At 61.0% G+C, this 20,218-nt stretch carries 18 protein-coding genes and 1 pseudogene; 8 read left to right on the top strand and 11 right to left on the bottom strand.

The features are described 5' to 3' along the window. The first annotated feature begins 51 nt into the window (after positions 1-51). A complete protein-coding gene (locus BLV09_RS30165) occupies positions 52-876 on the top strand; it encodes an alpha/beta fold hydrolase (protein ID WP_146689983.1) in 825 nt (274 codons plus the stop codon). Between the two features lie 216 nt (positions 877-1,092). Here BLV09_RS30165 and BLV09_RS30170 read toward each other — a convergent pair whose 3' ends face one another. The 4 genes from BLV09_RS30170 to BLV09_RS30185 all read right to left on the bottom strand — a co-directional run bounded on the left by BLV09_RS30170 (position 1,093) and on the right by BLV09_RS30185 (position 4,035). Then, positions 1,093-1,389, bottom strand: a complete 297-nt coding sequence (locus BLV09_RS30170) for a DUF2218 domain-containing protein (RefSeq protein WP_146689984.1) — start codon at positions 1,387-1,389, stop codon at positions 1,093-1,095. Then, a complete protein-coding gene (locus BLV09_RS30175) occupies positions 1,382-2,383 on the bottom strand; it encodes a glutathione S-transferase family protein (protein WP_146689985.1) in 1,002 nt (333 codons plus the stop codon). Before BLV09_RS30175 ends, BLV09_RS30170 begins: the two co-directional genes overlap by 8 nt. 203 nt (positions 2,384-2,586) lie before the next feature. Next, positions 2,587-3,036, bottom strand: a complete 450-nt coding sequence (locus tag BLV09_RS30180; protein ID WP_146689986.1) for a DoxX family protein — start codon at positions 3,034-3,036, stop codon at positions 2,587-2,589. A 117-nt stretch (positions 3,037-3,153) separates the two neighbouring features. Continuing rightward, a complete protein-coding gene (locus BLV09_RS30185) occupies positions 3,154-4,035 on the bottom strand; it encodes a LysR family transcriptional regulator (RefSeq protein WP_244548851.1) in 882 nt (293 codons plus the stop codon). 307 nt (positions 4,036-4,342) lie between these two features. Between BLV09_RS30185 and BLV09_RS30190 the strand changes: the two are divergent. Beyond that, a pseudogene (locus tag BLV09_RS30190) lies at positions 4,343-4,462 on the top strand (IS481 family transposase); the annotation flags it as partial. Between the two features lie 17 nt (positions 4,463-4,479). Here BLV09_RS30190 and BLV09_RS37525 read toward each other — a convergent pair. The 4 genes from BLV09_RS37525 to BLV09_RS30205 all read right to left on the bottom strand — a co-directional run bounded on the left by BLV09_RS37525 (position 4,480) and on the right by BLV09_RS30205 (position 9,074). Next, the gene (locus BLV09_RS37525; protein WP_167558924.1) at positions 4,480-4,650 is read right to left on the bottom strand and encodes a hypothetical protein; all 171 of its coding nucleotides are present in this window, start codon (positions 4,648-4,650) and stop codon (positions 4,480-4,482) included. Positions 4,651-4,903: 253 nt separating this feature from the next. Beyond that, positions 4,904-7,066 (bottom strand): N,N-dimethylformamidase beta subunit family domain-containing protein, encoded by a 2,163-nt coding sequence (locus BLV09_RS30195; RefSeq protein ID WP_146689987.1) that lies wholly within the window; start codon positions 7,064-7,066, stop codon positions 4,904-4,906. A 176-nt stretch (positions 7,067-7,242) separates the two neighbouring features. After that, positions 7,243-8,226 carry a phosphotransferase enzyme family protein gene (locus BLV09_RS30200; protein WP_146689988.1) on the bottom strand — a complete coding sequence of 328 codons (984 nt, stop codon included), beginning with the start codon at positions 8,224-8,226 and terminating at the stop codon, positions 7,243-7,245. Beyond that, positions 8,226-9,074 (bottom strand): HAD-IIA family hydrolase, encoded by an 849-nt coding sequence (locus BLV09_RS30205; protein ID WP_146691374.1) that lies wholly within the window; start codon positions 9,072-9,074, stop codon positions 8,226-8,228. Before BLV09_RS30205 ends, BLV09_RS30200 begins: the two co-directional genes overlap by 1 nt. 300 nt (positions 9,075-9,374) lie before the next feature. Here BLV09_RS30205 and BLV09_RS30210 point away from each other — a divergent pair, with 300 nt between their 5' ends. The 4 genes from BLV09_RS30210 (at position 9,375) to BLV09_RS30225 (ending at position 14,735) form a co-directional block, all read left to right on the top strand. Continuing rightward, on the top strand, positions 9,375-10,937 hold the full coding sequence (locus tag BLV09_RS30210) for an ABC transporter substrate-binding protein (protein ID WP_100385895.1): 1,563 nt from the start codon (positions 9,375-9,377) through the stop codon (positions 10,935-10,937). 75 nt (positions 10,938-11,012) lie between these two features. Further along, positions 11,013-11,993 carry an ABC transporter permease gene (locus BLV09_RS30215; RefSeq protein WP_100385896.1) on the top strand — a complete coding sequence of 327 codons (981 nt, stop codon included), beginning with the start codon at positions 11,013-11,015 and terminating at the stop codon, positions 11,991-11,993. A 2-nt stretch (positions 11,994-11,995) separates the two neighbouring features. Further along, positions 11,996-12,913 (top strand): ABC transporter permease, encoded by a 918-nt coding sequence (locus BLV09_RS30220; protein ID WP_100385897.1) that lies wholly within the window; start codon positions 11,996-11,998, stop codon positions 12,911-12,913. Between the two features lies 1 nt (position 12,914). After that, the gene (locus BLV09_RS30225) at positions 12,915-14,735 is read left to right on the top strand and encodes an ABC transporter ATP-binding protein (RefSeq protein WP_146689989.1); all 1,821 of its coding nucleotides are present in this window, start codon (positions 12,915-12,917) and stop codon (positions 14,733-14,735) included. Between the two features lie 43 nt (positions 14,736-14,778). On the opposite strand, the gene BLV09_RS30230 is transcribed toward BLV09_RS30225, so the two are convergent. After that, positions 14,779-16,185, bottom strand: a complete 1,407-nt coding sequence (locus BLV09_RS30230) for an amidase (protein ID WP_146689990.1) — start codon at positions 16,183-16,185, stop codon at positions 14,779-14,781. A gap of 216 nt (positions 16,186-16,401) precedes the next feature. Between BLV09_RS30230 and BLV09_RS30235 the strand changes: the two genes are divergently transcribed. Then, entirely contained in the window at positions 16,402-17,358 is a 957-nt protein-coding gene (locus tag BLV09_RS30235) for a phosphotransferase (RefSeq protein ID WP_146689991.1), read from the top strand. After that, the gene (locus BLV09_RS30240) at positions 17,355-18,314 is read left to right on the top strand and encodes a choline kinase family protein (RefSeq protein WP_146689992.1); all 960 of its coding nucleotides are present in this window, start codon (positions 17,355-17,357) and stop codon (positions 18,312-18,314) included. The genes BLV09_RS30235 and BLV09_RS30240 overlap by 4 nt, the downstream gene beginning before the upstream one ends. A gap of 26 nt (positions 18,315-18,340) precedes the next feature. Here the strand turns inward: BLV09_RS30240 and hisN are convergent, their stop codons facing one another. Together hisN and BLV09_RS30250 are read right to left on the bottom strand one after the other, a co-directional pair. Then, positions 18,341-19,132, bottom strand: a complete 792-nt coding sequence (gene hisN, locus BLV09_RS30245; protein WP_100385902.1) for a histidinol-phosphatase — start codon at positions 19,130-19,132, stop codon at positions 18,341-18,343. Positions 19,133-19,201: 69 nt separating this feature from the next. After that, complete coding sequence (locus tag BLV09_RS30250; RefSeq protein ID WP_146689993.1) at positions 19,202-20,218, bottom strand: helix-turn-helix domain-containing protein; 1,017 nt, start codon at positions 20,216-20,218, stop codon at positions 19,202-19,204.

The raw sequence follows: 20,218 nt of genomic DNA on the forward strand, positions 1-20,218 counted from the left end.
ACAGACGGCTAAAGCACGTTCAACGTCTGACCACCAGAAGGGAGTAGTTACGTGCCTACGATCGCGACCAAAGATAGTACTGAGATCTTTTACAAAGACTGGGGCTGGGGACAGCCGATCGTATTCAGCCATGGATGGCCGCTCTCGGCAGATGACTGGGATACTCAGATGCTGTTCTTTCTGGGCAAGGGCTTTCGCGTCATTGCCCACGACCGGCGCGGTCATGGCCGTTCGAGCCAGACGGACGGTGGCCATGACATGGATCATTATGCCGATGACCTGGCGACGCTGACCGCCCATTTGGACTTGAAGGACGCCGTGCATGTCGGCCATTCAACCGGCGGCGGTGAAGTCGTCCACTACATTGCGCGCCATGGCGAAAGCCGTGTGGCCAAGGCAGCGCTTATCGCCGCCGTGCCGCCGTTGATGGTCAAGACGGAAGCCAATCCGGGCGGCCTTCCAAAGGAGATCTTCGACGGGCTTCAGGCGCAACTCGCCGCTAACCGGTCTCAGTTCTATTACGACCTGCCGGCCGGCCCCTTTTACGGTTACAACAGGCCTGGCGTGAAGGCGTCTGTGCCGGTGATCTGGAATTGGTGGCGCCAAGGCATGATGGGCGGCGCTAAGGCCCACTATGACGGCATCGTCGCCTTTTCCCAGACCGACTTCACAGAAGACCTCAAGACGATCTCCGTCCCCGTTCTGGTGATGCACGGCGATGATGACCAGATCGTACCTTACGCCGATTCCGGACCGCTCTCGGCGAAGCTCTTAAAGAACGGCGTACTTAAAACCTACAAGGGCTTTCCGCACGGGATGCCGACGACTGAAGCCGACACCATCAACAGCGACCTGCTCGCTTTCATTAAAAGCTGAGAAGTGGCCCCGGCCGGAGCATCCGACACCCCGCTCTGGATCGCCGGGGAGATCGTCAGCCGGGCCGCGCGCCTGGAGGCCGTGACGCAAAAGCTGCGGCCAAGGGAACCCAGTTCGGCGCACGGCGTCCCAAGCAGCAGCAGGCTGCAGGGAGCGACGCGTGCTGGTTGCCGGTGCCACTGCCGAGGCGGCGAACGGCGGCGATCGAATTTCCGCCTATGCGCTATTTCGGCGATCGCTCCAGTGGAACGTCAACGCTTCGCGAAACGCGAACCGCTTCAGATGCTCCTCCACGACGTCCTGGAGTCGGGGAAGACTTGCAGGATCAATGGATGAAACGACGACCACGAGGCGTTCGTCTTCGGCGTCGAGCACGCAACGGCCCAGCGGCAGGGCGATCTCGCCGTGTGAGGGGGTGAAGTCGACCACGAACCTGTGGCTCCAGTGCTTGCACAGTTGCTGGAGGCTGCGGCTGGCGAATTTTGTGTGAATCTCAGCGCGACGCTCAGGCATGGTGGCGCTCCCGGCTTTCAGAACTCAGCGACATAGTTGCGCCAGGCTCGGTCAGATCGGGACCGACAGGTACGATGCCGTTCGGGTTGAGCGCCTTGATGGAGTAGTAACCGCGCTTGATGTGATCGATGTTGACCGTTTCTTTAACCCCTGGCGCCGCGAGCACGTGGGCGAGATACGCGCTAAGCGAGGCGTAGTCCTTGAGCCGGCGAAGGTTGCATTTGAACAGGCCATGGTATGCCGCATCGAATCGCACGAGCGTTACGAAGAGGCGTAGGTCCGCTTCTGTCAGCCGCTCGCCGAACAGCAGCGGTCCGCGCTCGCGAAGGCGTATTTCCAGCTCGTCGAGCATGGTGAATACGTCGGCGAACGCCGCTTCATAGGCAGTTTGCGTCGTGGCGAAACCAGCGCGATAGACGCCATTGTTGAGCCGACTATAGACTTGAGCGTTGAGCGCATCGATTTCGATGCGGAGGTCACGGGGATAGAGGTCGAAGGCCGGATCCGCCAACGCACCGAATCCAGAATTGAACATTCGCAGGATGTCTGCGGATTCGTTGTTGACGATCGTTTTGCGACGCTTGTCCCAAAGAACAGGGACGGTGGCGCGCCCGGTGTAATGTGGGTCGGCGCGCGTGTAGATTTCGTGCAGGTGGGTCGCGTGATTCAGTGCGTCCCTGTCGCTACCTGGATAGTCGCCGAAGCCCCAACCCTCTTCTGTCAGAGCGGGCTCGACAACGGCCACCGACACGATGTCTTCGAGCCCTTTGAGCTTGCGCGCGATGAGTGTTCGTGAAGCCCAGGGGCAGGTCAGCGCGACATAGAGGTGATAACGTCCAGCCTCCGCGCCGAAGCCGGCCTGCCCCGTCGGGCCGGCGGTCCCGTCCAGCGTGATCCAGTGACGGAAGCTGGAGGTCTGGCGCACGAAGCCGCCATTGTCATCGACGGCCTGGACCGGTTGCCAGCTTGCCGTCCATTTGCCGTTCACAAGCATGGTTCGAACTCCATCGTGGTCCGGCCTCAAGCCGGGCGGGGGATTTGGTTGGAGGCGCAGGACATGGCGTTCCAGCGCAGAGGGAAGGCCGGAGCCTCTCAGGCGTCCGACTTTCGCAGCTGTAGTCTGAACACCTGCCGCTAGGCGCTATCGGTGCGGCGGCGGGCGTTCAATTCGTGCGACGCTTCGATTGAGTGAAGCGCTCAGGTCGATAGCCCATGGCGCGTCTTCTGACCGCCGGGCGTCAAGGCGAACGTCGGCGTCGGCTTGAGCGCCAATGCGCCGTCGCCGAGCAGGGCCTGCACGACCAGCGCGACGATCCAGAAGGCGGGGAATTCCCAGCCGCCGTTCGGATTGTTGAAGAAGAAGCCGTTTGCGGCGTGGACCGTGACGATCGCGCCCAACAGGGTCGGAATGCCGACCAGGGCAGTGAACCGAGTCCAAATCCCGAGGATGAGGCTGACCCCCGCCATGAACTCGACCAGCATGGTGGCGTAGGCAAGCGCCGGCGGCAGGCCGAGGGATGCAAAGTATTTCGCCGTGCCCGCGGGGGTGAAGACGAAGAACTTGAGCCCGTCATGGGCGAGGAACAGAATGCCCAGCGTCACGCGCAGGGCCAGGGTGGCGTAGGGAGCGGTGCGGGTGTCGATCATGGCGCGATTTCCTTCGGCTGGATTGATGTGTCGCCTGGAAGATGCGCCCATTCGAACCGGGTGATTATCCGGTCATTTCGGGGGTATTTAATTCCATATTGGAAGGCGTGACCTTCACTAGCCTCGATCCCATGACGGCTCGCCGCGGTAGCGGGAGACTAAGAAATCGAGCAGCACGCGGACCTTGAGCGCCAGATGGCGACCTGGAGGGTAGAGCACATAGAGAGCGACCGGCTCGCCCTCGAACGCGCATAGCAACGGCCGAAGCGAGCCGGATCGAAAACTGGCTCCGGCGACGAAGCTGGGCACGCGCGCGATTCCAAGCCCGGCCTCCGCCGCCGCGATACAGGCATCCGCGTTTGAGAAGCGCAGCGGCCCCGTGACAGGCACGGTTTGCTCATCATTATCCGTCGAGAACTGCCAGTTCCCGGGATCTCGGAAATTGGTGTCGACGATGCAATCGTGCTCCGTGAGATCAGCCGGCGCTTTGGGTTCGCCGCGCGTTTCCAAATACGCAGGAGCAGCGGCTAGCACGATCCTCACATCGCACAGCTTCCTGGCAATGAGACTGCTGTCGCCGGGCTTGCCGATGCGAATAGCCGCATCGAAGCCCTCGTCGACAAGATTCACGATCCGATCCGAAAAGCTCACATCGAGCTGAACGCCGGGATAGGTCCGAGCAAAGTCGATCAAAACAGGCGCCAGTTGCGCGGTTCCGAAGGAGATGGGCGCGGTTAGCCGTAGGCGCCCCGTGGGCGCGCCAGAGGCGTTGCGTACCGACGCATCCAACGCATCGAATTCATCGAGTAGCGCCTTGATCCGCTCGTAATAGGCCCGGCCGACTTCCGTGGGCGAAAGCGCGCGCGTCGTGCGCTTAATAAGCTGAACGCCGAGATCCGCTTCAAGCTTCGAGACGAGCTTGGAAGCCTGTCCACTACTGGCGCCGAGTCGTTCGGCGGCGCCCGCGAAGCTGCCAATCTCCAGCACCGCGACAAACATGCGGTCACAATCCAGTCGCTCCATCAACACGTTCCATTGTGGCTGCAATCGCCAAAGAATATAAATATTTGCGCGGATTCGGGAAGTAATATCCCGGCGGGAGACCGGAGGCCGCTCGGGCATTGGGATGGGAGGCCGGCCCGAATGGCGTCGCGATCAGCGCGCCGTCCAGCGCTATACCCACGTCTTGTGGGATCGGGCCGGCCCGTCCGGCGTCGGATCACACCGGCTGTCACCAATCGAGCGGTGCATGATGCCGAGGTCACTCCCTGTGCGCCTGAACTTTTACACCTATTGGCGGCAGGCCAAGCGGCTCAAGACCCTTAAAGGTCTCACGCCCTACGAATACATCTGCAGGGCCTGGAGAAAAGAGCCCGAACGATTCACCCTCAATCCGCTCCAGCGAATGCCGGGACTAAACACCTAGGGAGCGCCACCTAGTACTCATCTGCGAACCCGTGCTGCCGCCGCTTTCCGAGCCAAGACGGCTTTTTCGAGCAGATCCTTGTCCCCTTTGATGCGGATGACTTTATCGTCGACCTCGATCACGTCGATCAGAGATTGAAGATAGGCTTTGCGAAACGCCATGGAACCGTTGGTCAAGGTGTCCCGCATCTTGCGTCCGAACTCTTCGATCCGTCCCGGGTCAATTCTGATTTGAAGTCCTTCATGTGATTTTGCACGTTCAAGGGCTGATTTGGCGAGGTTGTTTCTGGTGCGAAACTGGTGCGGTTCGGCTGTAGGTTTTCAGTACACAGCAAAAGAGCGTTGGGGACAGTCAAGGTAAGTTCCAATCGCGAAATCAGCATGCTTGAGATCAAGATGCCGAACTAACGACTGTCGTCTTGGACCGGTCCGGTACCCGTTCTCATGTCTCGCCGAGTACCGGCCCTTTGCCGGTAAAAGCTGCAAGGACGTTGGCCGTAAGACGCGATAGGCCGTTGTCGCAACCGTTCCAGGCGAGCGCGCCGCCGTAGGTGATCGAACCCACCGAGAAGACCCAGCCGCCACCATCGATCGGAAACAGGACCAAGTCCGACCTCACCATGTCCGGTCGCTGTGCGCCTCCTTGATCGGGCAACGACAGGGTCAAGTCCTCGATGACGAGTTGATATTCGTTGCCAAGCCCGGTTGACGTCCCGAGCACGTAGGCGTGTTCGGGACTGCCGAGCGCGATGTCGAACCTGTCGACCTCGTCGCCAACGGCGCCGCCGAGCACATATCCGTAGTCGCCCACAATCGTCTCGGTCACACCGGTGAACAGACTTGCCGCGGGTGAGTTGTAGCTTGCGTCCAGGCGCCGATAGCCGCAGCCCTTGGACCATCCCTCCGACGCAAAGCCGACACCGAGCATCTTGTTGGGCGCGCGCCCCCGCGAGCGCCAGATGCCGCCCGCTTCCGAAGTCGCGACGTGGGTCCGCTCGCCATAGGGCGCATCCCAGCATCGTGTGCCGCTATTATCGCGACGCACCTCGATAACCCACGGCTTTCCTTCGAATTGGCTGGTGACCCAGTAGAATCCGTTGCCGCCGAGGTACATGATCCTTCCGCCCTCGTTGAGGTATCCATCCAGGATGTCGAGGCCCTTGCGCGTCCAGTATTCCGGGTGCGAACCGGTGACGATGGTCGCATAGCGATTGGTGAGTGCACGTCCGTCGCGCTCGAAATCCTCGTCAGTCGCGACGTGGTACTCGATGCCGACATGTTCCAACCATTCGATGATGTACATGTCGACGGAAAAATGGCGGTAGGAGCCGGTCAACCAGTTTGGAAAGCCGGGCCGTACGTTGAACAGGGGCCGCCTGCGGCTTGAATAACGAACCGGTGTCCCGTCGGCATGGGTGTCGTAGCAGGACCGACCGGGCTCGGGATGGGAGAAAAGGTACTGCTCGTCTTCCGGGACAATCTTGTCGTGCGGCATCACCGACGAAAAATCGAGCGAAGCAAGATGATCGTTGGCGTAGGCGAGGTAGGTATTGGTCGGTACCAGGAACAGCACCGGTGCGGTGCTGCCAGGCTTGGCCCTGACGAACAACGGGAAATGGTTGCGGCTCTGGCTGGCCTCGAGCCGGACGGCATAGATGCCGCTCGGAAGCGTATCCGGCAGCGTGAACTCGAAATCGTACTCCCATCCGGCATCGACCATGTCGTCGTCGTGAAATTGCAGCGCGCAGTATTGATGCGGGACTTCGATGAACGAATCGCTGCGTCCATCCCAGTTGCGTCCGGTGACGCCCCGCTCGACACCATTCACCAGGCGCCCCGGGACACCCCCGGCGAAGTCGGGCTCAATCGCTTCGGCCGCGAAATCCTTGCCGAGCTTCCAGGCTGCCCACGCGGATTGGGTATTCTTTCCCGCGTGCTGCGCCGCGACCTGCTCGGCCGATGGTTTGGTCAGATGCAGCGTTGGAGAATCGATCTTGCCGTTGAAGGGCTGCTGCGGTGATCCGGATGGCCCGATCCCGGAAGTGGCGAGCAGCAGTGTGTCGGACGTGGCGGTCGCGCCCGTCGCGACGGCGATCGTTCGGTGTGCGCCGGTCTTGCCGTCAAGGCGCTTCAAGTCGATCGACGCTTCACCATTTCCGAGCGTGACCAGGATCGAATACCAGTGCTTGGCAACAATAGCGCCGGGAATAGTCGCCAGCGTCTTGTCTTTCGCACGAAGCGCGAGTTCGCCCGATACAATCACCAGCGCGATGTCGCCGAGCGACCAGATCGCCTGAAGCGTCTTGCGCTCCGGCACCGTTGGCCATGCCCAGCAATGAAGGCTGATCGTGCGATCTGCGATCGGGGCTGGAAGGGGGAATTCCGCGTACGATCCGACCATCGTCGTCTGCAGGCGGCCAGGGACCGTCCTGTCGAGCACCGATGAAAAATCGATGACCTGTCCTTCGACATGGTCTCCCTGCGCGGGGCCGGAGACGAGCCGCACCAGACTCGCACGGATGGTCTTGTGCGGCGTGCTGATCGCAAGCCGGGCGACGTCGCCCGGTTGGCACGACCATTCCTCGAAATAGGCTTGAATGTCCACGGACGCGACTCCCACCGGAACTTCGGCTCGGAAATCGGCGGGATGTGTCCGAACCTCGCGCCATTCTTGACAGATTGACGATGCGCGGGGAGGGCCTGCACCGGCTTTCTGGAGTCGTGGAGCAACAACACTGGAGCCAAGGAAAGGTAGGCGTTGATACCGAGGGTTGGATCCGGCTAGAGCCCCCGGAGAAACCGCTCACCCATCGCGACGGTGCCTTCCGTATAATCCGTTCCCAGCTGGCGTGCCGTCTCGGTGTCCGAATGCGATGCTATCCAGGCCGTCAACAGCATTCTTCTCAGCATCACGAAAGCCGGCAGCATGGCCTCATCGGCTTTCGATACGGGGGCAATCTTGCGATATCCTTCGAGCCAGGCATTTTGCAGGTCGGCTACAACAGGCTCATGTTCCATGAAGCTTACAGCCGCGGCGAAATCGTAGAAGAACCAGGAAAAGCCGCAGTCGTCGAAATCGATGATGCCGAGCCTTTCTCCGTCGACCATGAGGTTTGCGAGACGCAGATCGGCATGCACCAGGCCGAACCGGTGGCTATTCTGTCCGTAAGCGTGGACGCGCTGCGCCAGCGCATCGGCGACCCGCTGCAGAAGTTGCCGGTCGGCATTGCGAAGCCCCAGTGCCGCGTGCCAGTCGCCCCAGAGGGGGCGTGCACCCAGCATGGCATCGAAGTCCCAGGTCTTGCGCTGGAAAGCGGCTGTTCTCTTCCACGATCGGCTGTGCTCGTGAAGCCGGGCGGTCAGTGTGCCAAGCTTGAGGAACCAGGTGGATAGCGAAGCAGCGGGATCGGGCTCGCGCCCGCTCATGTGCTCGAAAGCCACCACCTGACGCATCGATCCGTTCAGCGGCACGTCACAAAGCAGCAGGCCGTCGCGGTCCGAGAGCGGTCGCGGCGTGACGATTACCTTTTCCGCGATCAGCGCATCGATCCACGACAGTTCCGAAACAATCTCCTCCGGCGAGTGATAGCCGATCCGCTGCACCCGCAGGACCAGTCGCTGTCCCGAGGAGGAATCCTCTGCGAGAAACGTCGTGTTTTCGGAATGGCTGAGAAATGTGAGCGTGGCACAGGTCGACATGCCCCATCGCGGCAGCGCGGCGCTTAGTTCGGACCGAATGGTTTCGATGATGGCGGCGGTCATCATCAGGCGGCTCCGGTCTCCTCCGAAACCACGTCGACGAGGTCGAGCAGGCTCGTTATGATTCGCTCGGGCACCACGCCCGTCACGGCGTTGAATGGAACGTCGCTGGCGATCAGGATGGTGCGCAGGCCGGCACGCTGGCCTGCCACGATATCGGTCGCGATCTGGTCGCCGATCATCACCGTCTCTTCTTTCCTTGTGCCCAGATGCTTAAGTGCCTGCTCGATCATGAATGGATGTGGCTTGCCGACCACGATCGGGGTTGCACTCGGCACAGCCGCAGCCACCGCCGCCGTCAATACGCCGACGCAGGGGTCGTAACCGTCATGCACGGGCGTGAGCACGTCGGGATTGGTTGCGATGACCGTCGCACCCGCCAGGGCGGCGCGGATTGCGCCACGCAGCTTGGCGTAGTTCAGCCCGGCATCGAACCCGAGAACCACGACCTCCGCATCCGTCCCGGTCAGGCGATATCCGGATTCCTCAAGCGCCTCGAGCAAAGGCTGTTCGCCGATCGCGAAAACCGGCGTTCCTGGCCGCCAGCGCTGTTGAAGCAGGATGCTCACCGCGGAAATGGTGTTGAAGACCTGTGCTGCCGTTGCCGGAATGCCCATGCCGTTCAGCTTCGCTGCAAACTGCGCCGCGGACTTGGTCGAATTGTTGGTGACGAACGCGTAGGGCACGCCGCGTTCGTGCCAGCCGCGAAACGCCTGAACCGAACCTGGGATCGGATCGTCGTCTCGATAGGCCACGCCATCAAGGTCCGAGATGATGCCGCGAATAGGGCGGTTCGCACGGGAAGCACGCTGTTGCAATTCTGATATTCCGTTGATGTCAGTTCTCGTCGCCATCATAGGTCGTCCGCGCCAAACCGTTGTTCTGGCCGTCCATCATTCGTGTGCTGCACACCAGAAAGGCGAGGTGCCTCGGAGTTGAGCGTCGCGTTGCCGCGGCTCGGGAATCGTAGCGTGGACGGCTATTCCCGGGAGCGTGAGCAACGAAATGGTGGAGCAGCAGGATTTAGGCGTCCGCGCCGTTTGGTCTACGCTTTGCAAGTCGCCAAGCAAGTTGCCGACGGCGATAGAAACGGCTGAGAGCCTCGCGACCCGAGCAGTTCCAGCGTTTGCTGAAATCATCGAGGGGATTTTGACATGATCAACCGCAGAGACGTGATGTTGGGTGGGGTTGCCGGCGCCGCGGCGCTTGGCTTGGGGCGGATCAATCCCGATTTTCTGGTGAACTCCGCTTTCGCCGCCGAAGGCAAGACGCTGCGCTTCCTCGGTGCGGAGGCGCTTACCGGCAACTGGGACCCGACCACTCACACCAATCTCGGTCAGATTATTGTCGAGGGTTTCGTCTTCGGATATCTCACGCGGGCGCCGATGAAGCCGGAGAAGCCGGACGAACTGATATTCGAACTGGCTGAATCGATGAAGCCGATCGACACCTACACGATGGAAGTGAAGCTGCGAAAAGGCATCAAGTTCCACGACGGCTCGCCGTTCACGGCCGCGGATGTGAAGGCCTCCTATGAATATGGCTGCCTGCCTGATCGCCCGGCGCAATGGTATCCGGGCCTTGTCGCGATCGACGTGGTCGATGACTATACATGCCATATCAACACCAAGGCGCAGGGCTATCCGGCAACACTCTATTATTATCTTTCGTCCTTTCTCCCGATCCTGTCGGCCAAGGACGTTGCCAACAAGGCGCAATTGTCGGCGCGCATGAACGGCACGGGGCCGTATAAATATGTCGAGCAGAAGGGCGATACGACGGTCCTGACCGCGAATACGGACTACTTCCTCGGTTCGCCCAAGATTCCAGGTGTCGAGTATCATTTCGTTGGCGACACGACGACGCGAACGCTCTCCCTTCTGAACGGCGAGGCCGATATCATCGAGCGGCTGGAGCAGGAGCAGGTCGAGACCATCTCGAAAGACCCACGCTTCAACATCTACAAGGCGGTGTCGGTCGAGAACAAATATCTCTTCTTCCGTTGTTCGAAGAAGCCGTTTGATGATCCGCGGGTACGCCTGGCGGCATGTTACTCGATCGACCGCAAGCAGGTCCTCGAGGTGCTCGGGATGTCCGGCACCTTCTCGAAGGCGCATATTTCACCGGTGAAGTTCGGTTATACCGAAGTTGCCGATTATCCGGAATTCGATCCGGCCAAGGCACAGAAGTTGCTCGCGGAAGCCGGCTTCCCCAAGGGGGAAGGTCTGCCCGAGCTGACCTATTACACCTCGGTCGGTTTCTATCCGAAAACGAAGGAATATGCCGAGCTGATTACGGGCATGCTTCAGGAGCAGGGTTTCAAGGTTAATCTCCAGACCCTCGAGGTCGCGGCCTGGGGCAACCTGCTTTATGACAAGCCCGGCGGCGGCGAGGGCAACATGATCGACTGCGGCTGGTGCACGGGCTCGCCCGAACCCGATCTGGTGCTGCGCACCCACTTCCATTCCTCGTCCAAGCGCATCACCGGCATCGTCGACAAGGAGATCGATGCGGTGCTGGACAAGGAGCACAATGCGGCCAGCATCGAGGAACGCAAGAAGATCCTCCAGACCGAAACGCTTCCGACCATCGCCAGGAAGGCCCCGGCGCTTGCGCTGTTCACATCGGTCTTTATCCACGCTTACAGCAAGAAGCTGGAAGGCCTGTACATCTATCCAAATGGTCAGCAAGACATGACAAAGGCCACGCTGGCCTAACGATTTCCTTGGCAGGCCGGATCGCTCCGGCCTGCCAGATACCCCGCTCGATGAAATGCAAGGTAGCTCTTCTCGATGTTGATCCTGGAATTCCTGGTCAAACGGGTCGCGCAGGGCCTCCTGATCGTCTTCATCACCTCGCTCATCATCTTCACGTTGCTGCGCGTGGTTCCCGGCGATCCGGTGCGCCTGATCGTCGGCGGCATGGCGCCCCCCGACGTCGTCGAGAAGGTGGCGACCAAGATGGGGCTGCGCGATCCGATCATCGTGCAGTACGGCCGCTACATGCGGGGCCTGCTGCAGGGCGATCTCGGGCAGTCCTATCTGCGCCCGCGCAGCGGCATGATCGCAACCGGCGGGCAATATGTCGATCCGACCAAGTCCGACATGGCGCCGGTGACCGACCTCATTCTCGAACGCCTGCCATTCACGCTTCAACTGGGCGGCATGGCGTTGTTGTTCGCGCTGTTAATCTCGTTCCCGATCGGAATTGCCGGCGGGCTGAATCAGCACGGTTGGCAGAATGCGCTGGCTTTCGGCGTGCAGTCGCTGTTCGTGTCGATTCCCAATTTCTGGCTGGCGATCGTCCTGATCCTGTTCCTGTCGGTCAAGCTCAAGCTGCTGCCGGCGCTCGGTTACCAGGGATTTTCCTACGTCCTGCTGCCGGCCCTGGTGCTGTCGGTTGAGATTGCGCCTTTCATCATTCGCACGCTGACGACGTCGCTTGGCGAGGTGATGCAGGCGACCTTCATCGATGAGGCGCGGGTCCGCGGCTTGTCGCAGCGCCGCATCGTCTACTCCCACGCGTTGCGCAATGCGGCGGTACCGCTGGTCAATCTGCTGGGTATTCAGCTTTCGACGCTGATCGGCGGCGTGCTCGTGATTGAGTACATTTTCGATTACCCCGGCCTCGGAAACCTGACGGTCGTCTCCGTCGTCGGGCGTGATTTTCCGGTGATCCAGGGCATTGCGATCACCACCAGCGCCGTGTTCGTCTTCATCAATATTATCGTGGATTTGGTCGCCTACATGATCGATCCTCGGGTGGAGATCTGATCATGGCGGTCACCACGATCATTGCCGCCGAGCCTGAGCCAAAGCCGACGCGGATCCGGTCGGTCAATCGGCGCATTCTGCTTGGCGCATGGCGGACGCCGAGCTTTCGGATCGGTTTCTTCATCTTCGTGGCGCTTCTGCTGGCGTCGGCGATCTATCCGGAGCTGTCATCCGTCAGCGCCACCAAGATGGTCGTGAAGGATAAATTCCTTTCGCCGCTGTTTCTCGGTGACAAATGGGTCTGGGAGCATCCGTTGGGCACGGACCAACTCGGCCGCGATATGCTGATGCGATGCCTGATCGGGCTGCGTTACTCGCTGCTGGTCGGCATCATCACCGTGGTCCTGATTTTTATCATCGGCTGCGGCCTTGGCCTGTTCGCGGGTTTCAAGGGCAAATGGTGGGATACCGTGATCATGCGGATCACCGACGCGCAGCTGTCGATCCCAATGATCATTCTGGCCATCACCATCCTCGGCGTTTCCCGGCCGACGGTTCCGACGATCATCATCGTTCTGGCGCTGTCAGGCTGGCCGCTCTATGCGCGGGTCGCCCGCAGTGCCGCCGTCGCCGAGCGCGGCAAGGAATATGTCCGGGGCTTGCGTGTTCTCGGGGCGGGGGACTGGCGCATTCTGCTGCTGTTCGCCGCTCCGAACATCCTGCCACCGATCGCGTTTGTCGCCGTGCTCGACGTTGCGCGCATGATGATTTTCGAAGCCATCCTCGGCTTCCTGGGATTGGGGATCCAGCCGCCAACGCCGAGCTTTGGCAGCATGATCGCCGATTCCCGCAAATACCTGCTCAACGCGTGGTGGATCGCCACCATGCCTGGCATATTTCTCGCCGTCGCGCTGACGTCGATCAATCTGATGGGATCGGCGCTCGAGAAAGCTCGCAACCGGATCTACGGTGGTCTCTGACATGGATCTCTCGCTCATTCTCGAAGTCAGCGATCTCACCGTCGGCCCCGTAACGCCGGGATCCCCTCCCATCCTCGATCGCATCAGCCTGCGTCTGAACACGTCGGATATTTTCGGGATCTACGGCGAAAGTGGCGCAGGCAAGACCGTTCTCAGCCGGGCGCTGGCGAATTGGCTGCCGGAAAGCCTCGAATATCGTGCAGGCCAGGTCGCCTTTGCCGGCCACGATATTCTCAAGCCGGGGATCCAGGAGGTCCGCACCGGCCGCGACATCGCCTATATCGGCTCGAAGCCGCAGAGCGCGCTCGATCCGACGGTGCCGGTGGGAAGCCAGATCGCAGAGAAGCTGCACAGCGTCAGGCCGGAATGGTCTCGGCGCGAATGCCGTGAGCGGGTCATGCAGCTCCTGAGCGAGGTCCGCATTCCCTCGCCCAAGGAGCGCTACTGGGACTATCCATCGAAATTTTCCGGCGGCATGATGCAGCGCGCGATGATCGTCGATGCGATTTGCGCCGAGCCTGCGGTCCTGATCGCCGACAACGTGACGCAACCGCTGGACGTCACCATCGCGGCGCAGATCGTGGCGCTGCTCCACGATCTGTGCCTGCGTCACCGGATGGCGACAATCTATCTATCGTCCTCGCTGCCGACCCTCGGCCAGTTCGGCGACCGGACCGCCATTCTGCACCAGGGGCGGTTTATCGAGCAGCAGGCGTTCGCCGAACTGCTGGCCTCGCCGGCGACCGATTATACGCGCAAGGCGATCGCCAGCGTTCCACGCATGTGGTCAACGGCAGAGGGGCCGCTTGCCAGGCGTCAGGCGCAAGGCGAGGTGCCGCTGATGCAGGTGCAGAAGGTCTACCGGACCTATCGCGCCCGCAAGCGAGGCAGCTTCAACTCCTACAGCAATGTCCAGGCCGTTCGCGGCGTGACATTGGACATCATGCCGCGCGAGAATTTCGGCATCGTCGGCGAATCCGGCTGCGGCAAATCGACGTTGACCCGTCTGTTGGCCTGGCTGGAGGTCCCTGACCAGGGTAGCATCCTGCTCAACGGCACTTCGCTCGGCGGCCTGTCGCGGGGTGAACTGATCCGGAAGCGGAACGAATTCCAGCTCCTGCTGCAGGATCCCTACAATGCGCTGCCGCCCCGCACCACCGTCGGCCGCATGATTGAGGAAAGCCTGCTCATTCGCGGCAGGATCCCGCGGTCGGATTTGCGCCGCCGCGTGATCGCGGCGATGGCGGAGGTGGGTCTTGCAGCCGAACTCTACGATCAATTGCCCAATGCGCTCTCCACCGGCGAACGCCAGCGGATCTCGATCGCGCGGGCGCTTATCCTCGACCCCAAGCTCCTGATCCTTGACGAGACGTTGTCCGCGCTGGACCAGCGCGAGCAGGCCAGGCTGATCGATCTGTTCTCGAAGCTGCAGGAAAAGAACGACCTGACCTATGTCTTTATTTCGCACGATCTGGCGATGGTACGGAAGGTCTGCACGCGGATTGCCGTGATGTATCTTGGCGAGATGGTCGAGATCGCCGACAATCGCGAACTGTTCTTCGACCCTCAGCATCCCTACACGAAGGCGCTGTTGTCGGCGGCACCGACGCTCGAGGACAAGTTGTTCAATCCCGGAGATTTCCTGCTGGAAGGGGAGCCACCCAGTCCGATCGACATTCCGGCGGGCTGCAGCTTCGCGTCGCGCTGCCCGAAGGCGTTCGGCCGCTGCCGCGTCGAAACCCCGAAACTGGTCGAGCATTCTCCCGGACGCCTTGCCGCCTGCCATCTTCTCGATAGCGACGAAGCGAAAGCCGCAGCGTAGGTGGGTAACTTCGCCCGATACGCAATTTTCGGGCGCAACCGTCTCAGGCACGCGGATGAAACGGCCAGTCCATGGTCAGGGATCGCAGCCCTTCAAGACTTTTCGTCAACTGCAATACGCCGAGATCGTCGAACCGGTGGCCAATGATCTGAACCCCGATCGGCAGATGCCGGCGGTCGAATGCCATGCAGATCGTGGAGGCGGGCTGGCAGGTCTGATTGAACATCGCGGTGAACAATGTATGCTCAAGCGGCTTTTCGCGCGAGACGCCGGGTTCCTCGGCCGGGAAATTCACCACGGCCAGCGTCGGTGCAATGACATAGTCCCAGCCTTCGAAGGCTGCGAGCATTGCGGCCTTCATCTTGCCGATCTGGCCGAGCGCCCGATAGAGATCGGCGCCGGAATGCCGTGCGCCGCCAAGGCACCATTCACGCACATAGGGGTTGATGTCGCGCTCGCTGTCGGTATGCGGCGGCAGCGAATTGTACTCGAGATAGCCGCGTACCTGGAGGAACAGGTCGATAGGCGCAATGGCGTCATAGTCGAGCGGGGAGATGAACGGCTCGACGATCGCGCCGGCGCCCGCGAGCAATTCGCCGGTAGCCTCCACCGCGTTGCGTACCGCGGCTTCGGGCTTCGCCCCAAAGCCCATGTCGGTGAGGACGCCGATCTTCAGTCCCTTGACATCGCGACCGAGTCTTTCGTGATATCGCACGTCATCCGCGGGAAGGCTCCAGGTGTCACGTTCGTCCTGCCGGGTCAGCACCGTCAGCAGGCGGGCGATATCGTCGACGCTACGCCCCATGGGGCCGGCCATGCGCATGGTGTCAGCCGGAAGGTGAGGCACGCGCCCGTGGGTGGGCTTCAGTGATGCGAGACCGCAGTGGGCGGCCGGCAGCCGAACCGAGCCGGCAATGTCGGTTCCCACTGAAACGAATCCAGCGCCGGCAGCGATTGATGCGCCGGCCCCAGCCGATGATCCGCCGGTATTCCAGGCCAGCCCCCATGGATTGCGGGTGATGCCGTGCAGCGAACTGATACCGGATGCCATCAGGCCGCAATCCGGCATGGTCGTCTTTGCAAAAATCACCGCTCCGGCTTCGCGAAGGGCAATGGCAGGTGGCGAGTCGTAGTTCGATGGCGGCTGCGAGCGGTTCGCCCCGATCCCGTGGAAATAAGGCCAGCCGACCATCGCGACGCTGTCCTTGACCGTCATGGGTACGCCATCAAGCGGCCCGAGCGCCGCCTTAGCCTTCCACCGCGCTTCCGACTGCCGCGCGCTCGCGATGGCTTGTTCGGGGCGAAAGCTGAACAGGGCGTTGATCGAGCCATTCACGGCCATGGAATGATTGATGACCGCTTGCAGAACCTCGACCGGCGAAAGCTCTCGCGATGCGTAAGCACCGGTCAGCCCGGCAAGGTTCATTCCGATCAGCTCTTCAGCAGACATGCATCCTCCGCGGCTTCCCGCCGGCTCTTCACCAGTTCGAATAGCGAATATCGCCCGCACTAGGGTAGGCCGCTGGTCGAACCGGCATGATTTCGTGGAGCAAGAGGCATCCCTTTTGCATCTGGATTGATCAAACTATCGATGAAACTGCCACGCGAGCTGGAATGCCGCGCGGAGCCTGACTGAAGCCAATATTGCGAAAGATCAGAGATCGCCATGAGTCAATCTGGAGCGGTTGTGACCACAATCCGCGATCGTATCGGGAGCCTGCCGGGGTGGGGGGCGGGAGATATCGTGATCGAACCCGCGATCCCCATTCTGGCGTCACCAAGTTGGCGAGGCGTCGACGGCTTCCCCTGGCGAGCCATCAACAAGTCGAATGGCGAGAGCATTTTCGTCAAGGTAATGGATCGCGACGCCGAGCTTTACATCGACGTACCCTGCGCCTTCCAGGCGGCGCAGCGTGCATCCGATCTTGGTATCGGCCCCAAGGTTGTTCTGGCTGACATCCAGGCGGGCATCCTCATCATGGAGGACCTGAACCACGGTTGGCGGGTGGGGACGCTCGAACGGATGCTCGAGCCAAAGATCGTCGATGCGGTGATGGCCGCGCGCCGCTTGTTCCAGGCGGGAAAGCCCTTGTCCAAACGGAAGGGTGTTTTTGACGAGATCGAGCACTTCTACGTGGCCGCGACGTCGGCAAAGGCCCAGATTCCGACCGATACCGAATGGTTGGTCGCGGAATTGCGATTCGCAGCCGCGGCGTTTGGAGGTCTCGACACCACGCCGGTACCGATCCATGGCGACGGCAACGTATCTAACATCCTGATCAGCGATGCCGGCGAAGTGCGCCTGATCGATTGGGATCGTGCCACTACGGCCGACCCGCTGGAAGACATCGGCAGCTTCCTGGTTGAGGCGTTCGACCAGGAGCCCGAAGCTCGGGACGCCTTCGCGCGCAATGCCGGAGCGTTCGACGAGGCGGCATTCAACCGCGCGCGCATCTATGGCGTCGCGGACGATCTGCGGTGGGGGTTGATCGGAGCGCTTCTTGCCGCCAAGTCGGCGCGCAATACGCTCGAGTTCTACAAATTTGCCAGTTGGCGCTTCTTGCGCTGCCGGATGGCAGTCCGCGAGCCGCGCTTCGGCGAGGCGCTTCGGAGGATTGCATGACGGTTCGCAGAAAGCTTGGCGAGGCGACAACCGTCCACGAACGCAATGTCGAAAGCGCTATTGAACGAGTGCCGCCGTGGCGCGGCAGGGAGGCCAGCTATACCCCGCTTGTCGGTGGTTTGATGAATCAGAACTGGCTGGTCGAAATTGCCGGCGATCCGCGCCGCTATTTCATCAAGGTGCCCGGCGAAGGTTCCGAAATGTTCATCGACCGGGTGGCCGCGAACGAGGCCGCACGCAACGCCCACGCTATGGGAATTGCGCCGGAAGTGATTTTCTTCGATGCCCGGGACGGCCTCGAAGTCAGCGAATTCCTCGAAGGCTATCGAGCTTGCACCAATGGGGATTTTGGCGAATCCGCGATTCAGTCCGACGTTCTCAGCCTCTATCGCCGGCTGCATGCCGGGCCAAAGCTCAGCCTGACCAAGACGATCTTCGACATGATCGAGGAGCACGTCGAACAGGGCCGCGAATTGGGCTCGCACTTTCCGCATGATATGTCCTGGATCATGCATCGCTACGGCCAGGCCAAGGCCGCATTCATGGCATCCGGCCTCGACCTCGTACCCTGCTTCAACGACCCGATGCCCGGGAATTTCCTCGTTGGCGCAGAGTTGGGCGCCAGCCCCAAGCCAATGAAGCTGATCGATTACGAGTTCGCCTCGAACAACGAACGCAGTTATGAACTCGGCGTTCTCTTCGCCGAGATGTTCTTCGACGAACAACTAACGGAAGGCCTGATCGAGCAATATCTGGGCGCGGTGCGTCCCGAGATGGTCGCGCGGGTCATCGTCAACCGCGCGCTTGCCGACATCAAATGGGCGTCCTGGGCGGTCGTCAATCGCAAGCTCAAGGACTGGGATTTCGACTACCAGAAATACGGGGTGTGGAAATACATGCGGGCGCGCGACGTGATGTACGACCCCCGCTGGGAAAGCTGGCTGCGGATGGTCTGAATCGCTCTCGTTCAGCCGAAGTCCGACTATTGCTGGAGGATTGCGAGTGCCTGCTGGAGCAAGGCCGCGTTGGCAGCCGCGATCACCCGTCCGTCGGAATGGCGGGTTAGCGGCAGGCCCTCCCAATCGCAGATCACGCCTCCGGCGCCCTCGATCACCGGTACCAGCGCCATGAAATCGAACGACTTCAGCGAGCATTCGACGACAAGGTCGCAATGCCCGGAGGCCAAAAGGCCGTATTGATAGCAATCGCCACCAAATCGTCTGAACATAGCCTTGCGGCTGAGTGCGTCGTAACGCGCCCAATCCTCCGGCGAAAAGAAATCCGGCGACGATGTGTAGATCTGCGCTTCTTCCAGATTGACGGCGCGGCTCACTCTGGCCGGCGCGTCGTTGAAGGTGGTGCCGCTCGGAGTGCCATACCATCGTTCCGCCAGCGCCGGCATGTCGATCATCCCCGCGATGACGGCTCCATTCCTTTCATCCGCGAGAGCAATCAACGTTCCGAACAGCGGCATTCCGGAAATGAAGCTCTTCGTCCCATCGATCGGGTCGAGATACCAGGTATAGCGATCGCCCGGCGTTGATCCCGTTTCCTCGCCGAGGATGCCATGCTCGGGGAATCGCTTCGAAATCAACCGCCGCAATTCCTGTTCGATGGCCCGGTCCGCGATGGTGACCGGCGAAAGATCTGGCTTGCGCTCGAAGTCGATGTTCGACCGAAAGTGCGTTACCGCAATCCGGCCGGCGGCGTCGGCGAGGTCATGGAAGAACGAGGCCAACTCGTTCTCGGACAACCTGTCTTGAATATCGTCCAATGGTCGCTCCGGAGAAGAAGCGCGCGGTCGCAATAGGCAGCGATACGTGTGGCGCAGGGGAAACGGTTTCTATGCGGTTTCGTGAAGCGACCGCCGCTCCCAATAGGGCGAGCCGAGACTGCCGCGTGGGGAAGACGGCACTCCCGGCGCAAGCAAGCCTTTCGGGGGCGCGTGCCGCGGATCCGTAGTCGGGTGAGGGGAGGCGTTGTGGGTCTGACGAGCGTCACGCGGCGCAACCCTGAAATGGCGGCTGAAACATCGCGAGAAGTGCGAGACGTTCTTGAAACCTACTTCGTAGGCGACCTCTGAAACTGTTCGGTGGCCTTTCGGGTCGGCAACGAGAATCTCATAAGCGCGTTGCAGGCGTTTGGTCTGGACGAACTGACTAACGGTCGTCTCATTGTCGTTGAACAGGCTGTAGAGATAGCTCAGGGAAATCCGGCTGCTCGCAGCGATCTTTTTCGGTGAGAGCGACTGATCGCTCAGATGGGTTTCGATGAAATCGACGATTCGGCGGCGCAAATGATAGCGCGCATTGCGAACGTCAGTTGCCGCGCCCCTGTCTTCTGAACCGATCGTCAGCGCGATGAAGCTGACGATTTCGGTCGCGAGCGCCTGGGGATTGGGCGGCGGAGAATTGATGAACAGTTCCGCAACGCTTCCGATCATTCCCACCAGCAGGCGCGTCATCTGCTCGTTCGGCTTGAAGCGGCGGCTGACATGGTCTTCGATGGAGACCAGCCGTCCGCGCAATTCTGCCGCAGGAATGCGCACCATGAGCAGGCGGGTATTCTTGTCCGGCGAGAGTTCATAGAAGGCGAGTTCGCTGAGCAGAACGTACTCGCCGGATCTTGCCAGACCGGTACGCCCGTCCTGGCTGAATGTCACGCCTCCCGCCAGCGGGAAGACTAGCAGATAGGAAGCGTCATGAACGCTGCCGACGCGCTCCCAGTTGCGGGCAAGAGACCGATCCGGCTGGATGAATTCGAGATCAAGGCGGCCGATCCGGGTCTGCTGCGACGCTAGGGCTTCGTCGTCGAAGCCGGTGTATTCATCGCGCGGGAGAAGAGATGTCAGGCGTGCCAT

This window comes from Bradyrhizobium canariense (assembly GCF_900105125.1).
GTDB classification, from domain to species: domain Bacteria; phylum Pseudomonadota; class Alphaproteobacteria; order Rhizobiales; family Xanthobacteraceae; genus Bradyrhizobium; species Bradyrhizobium canariense_A.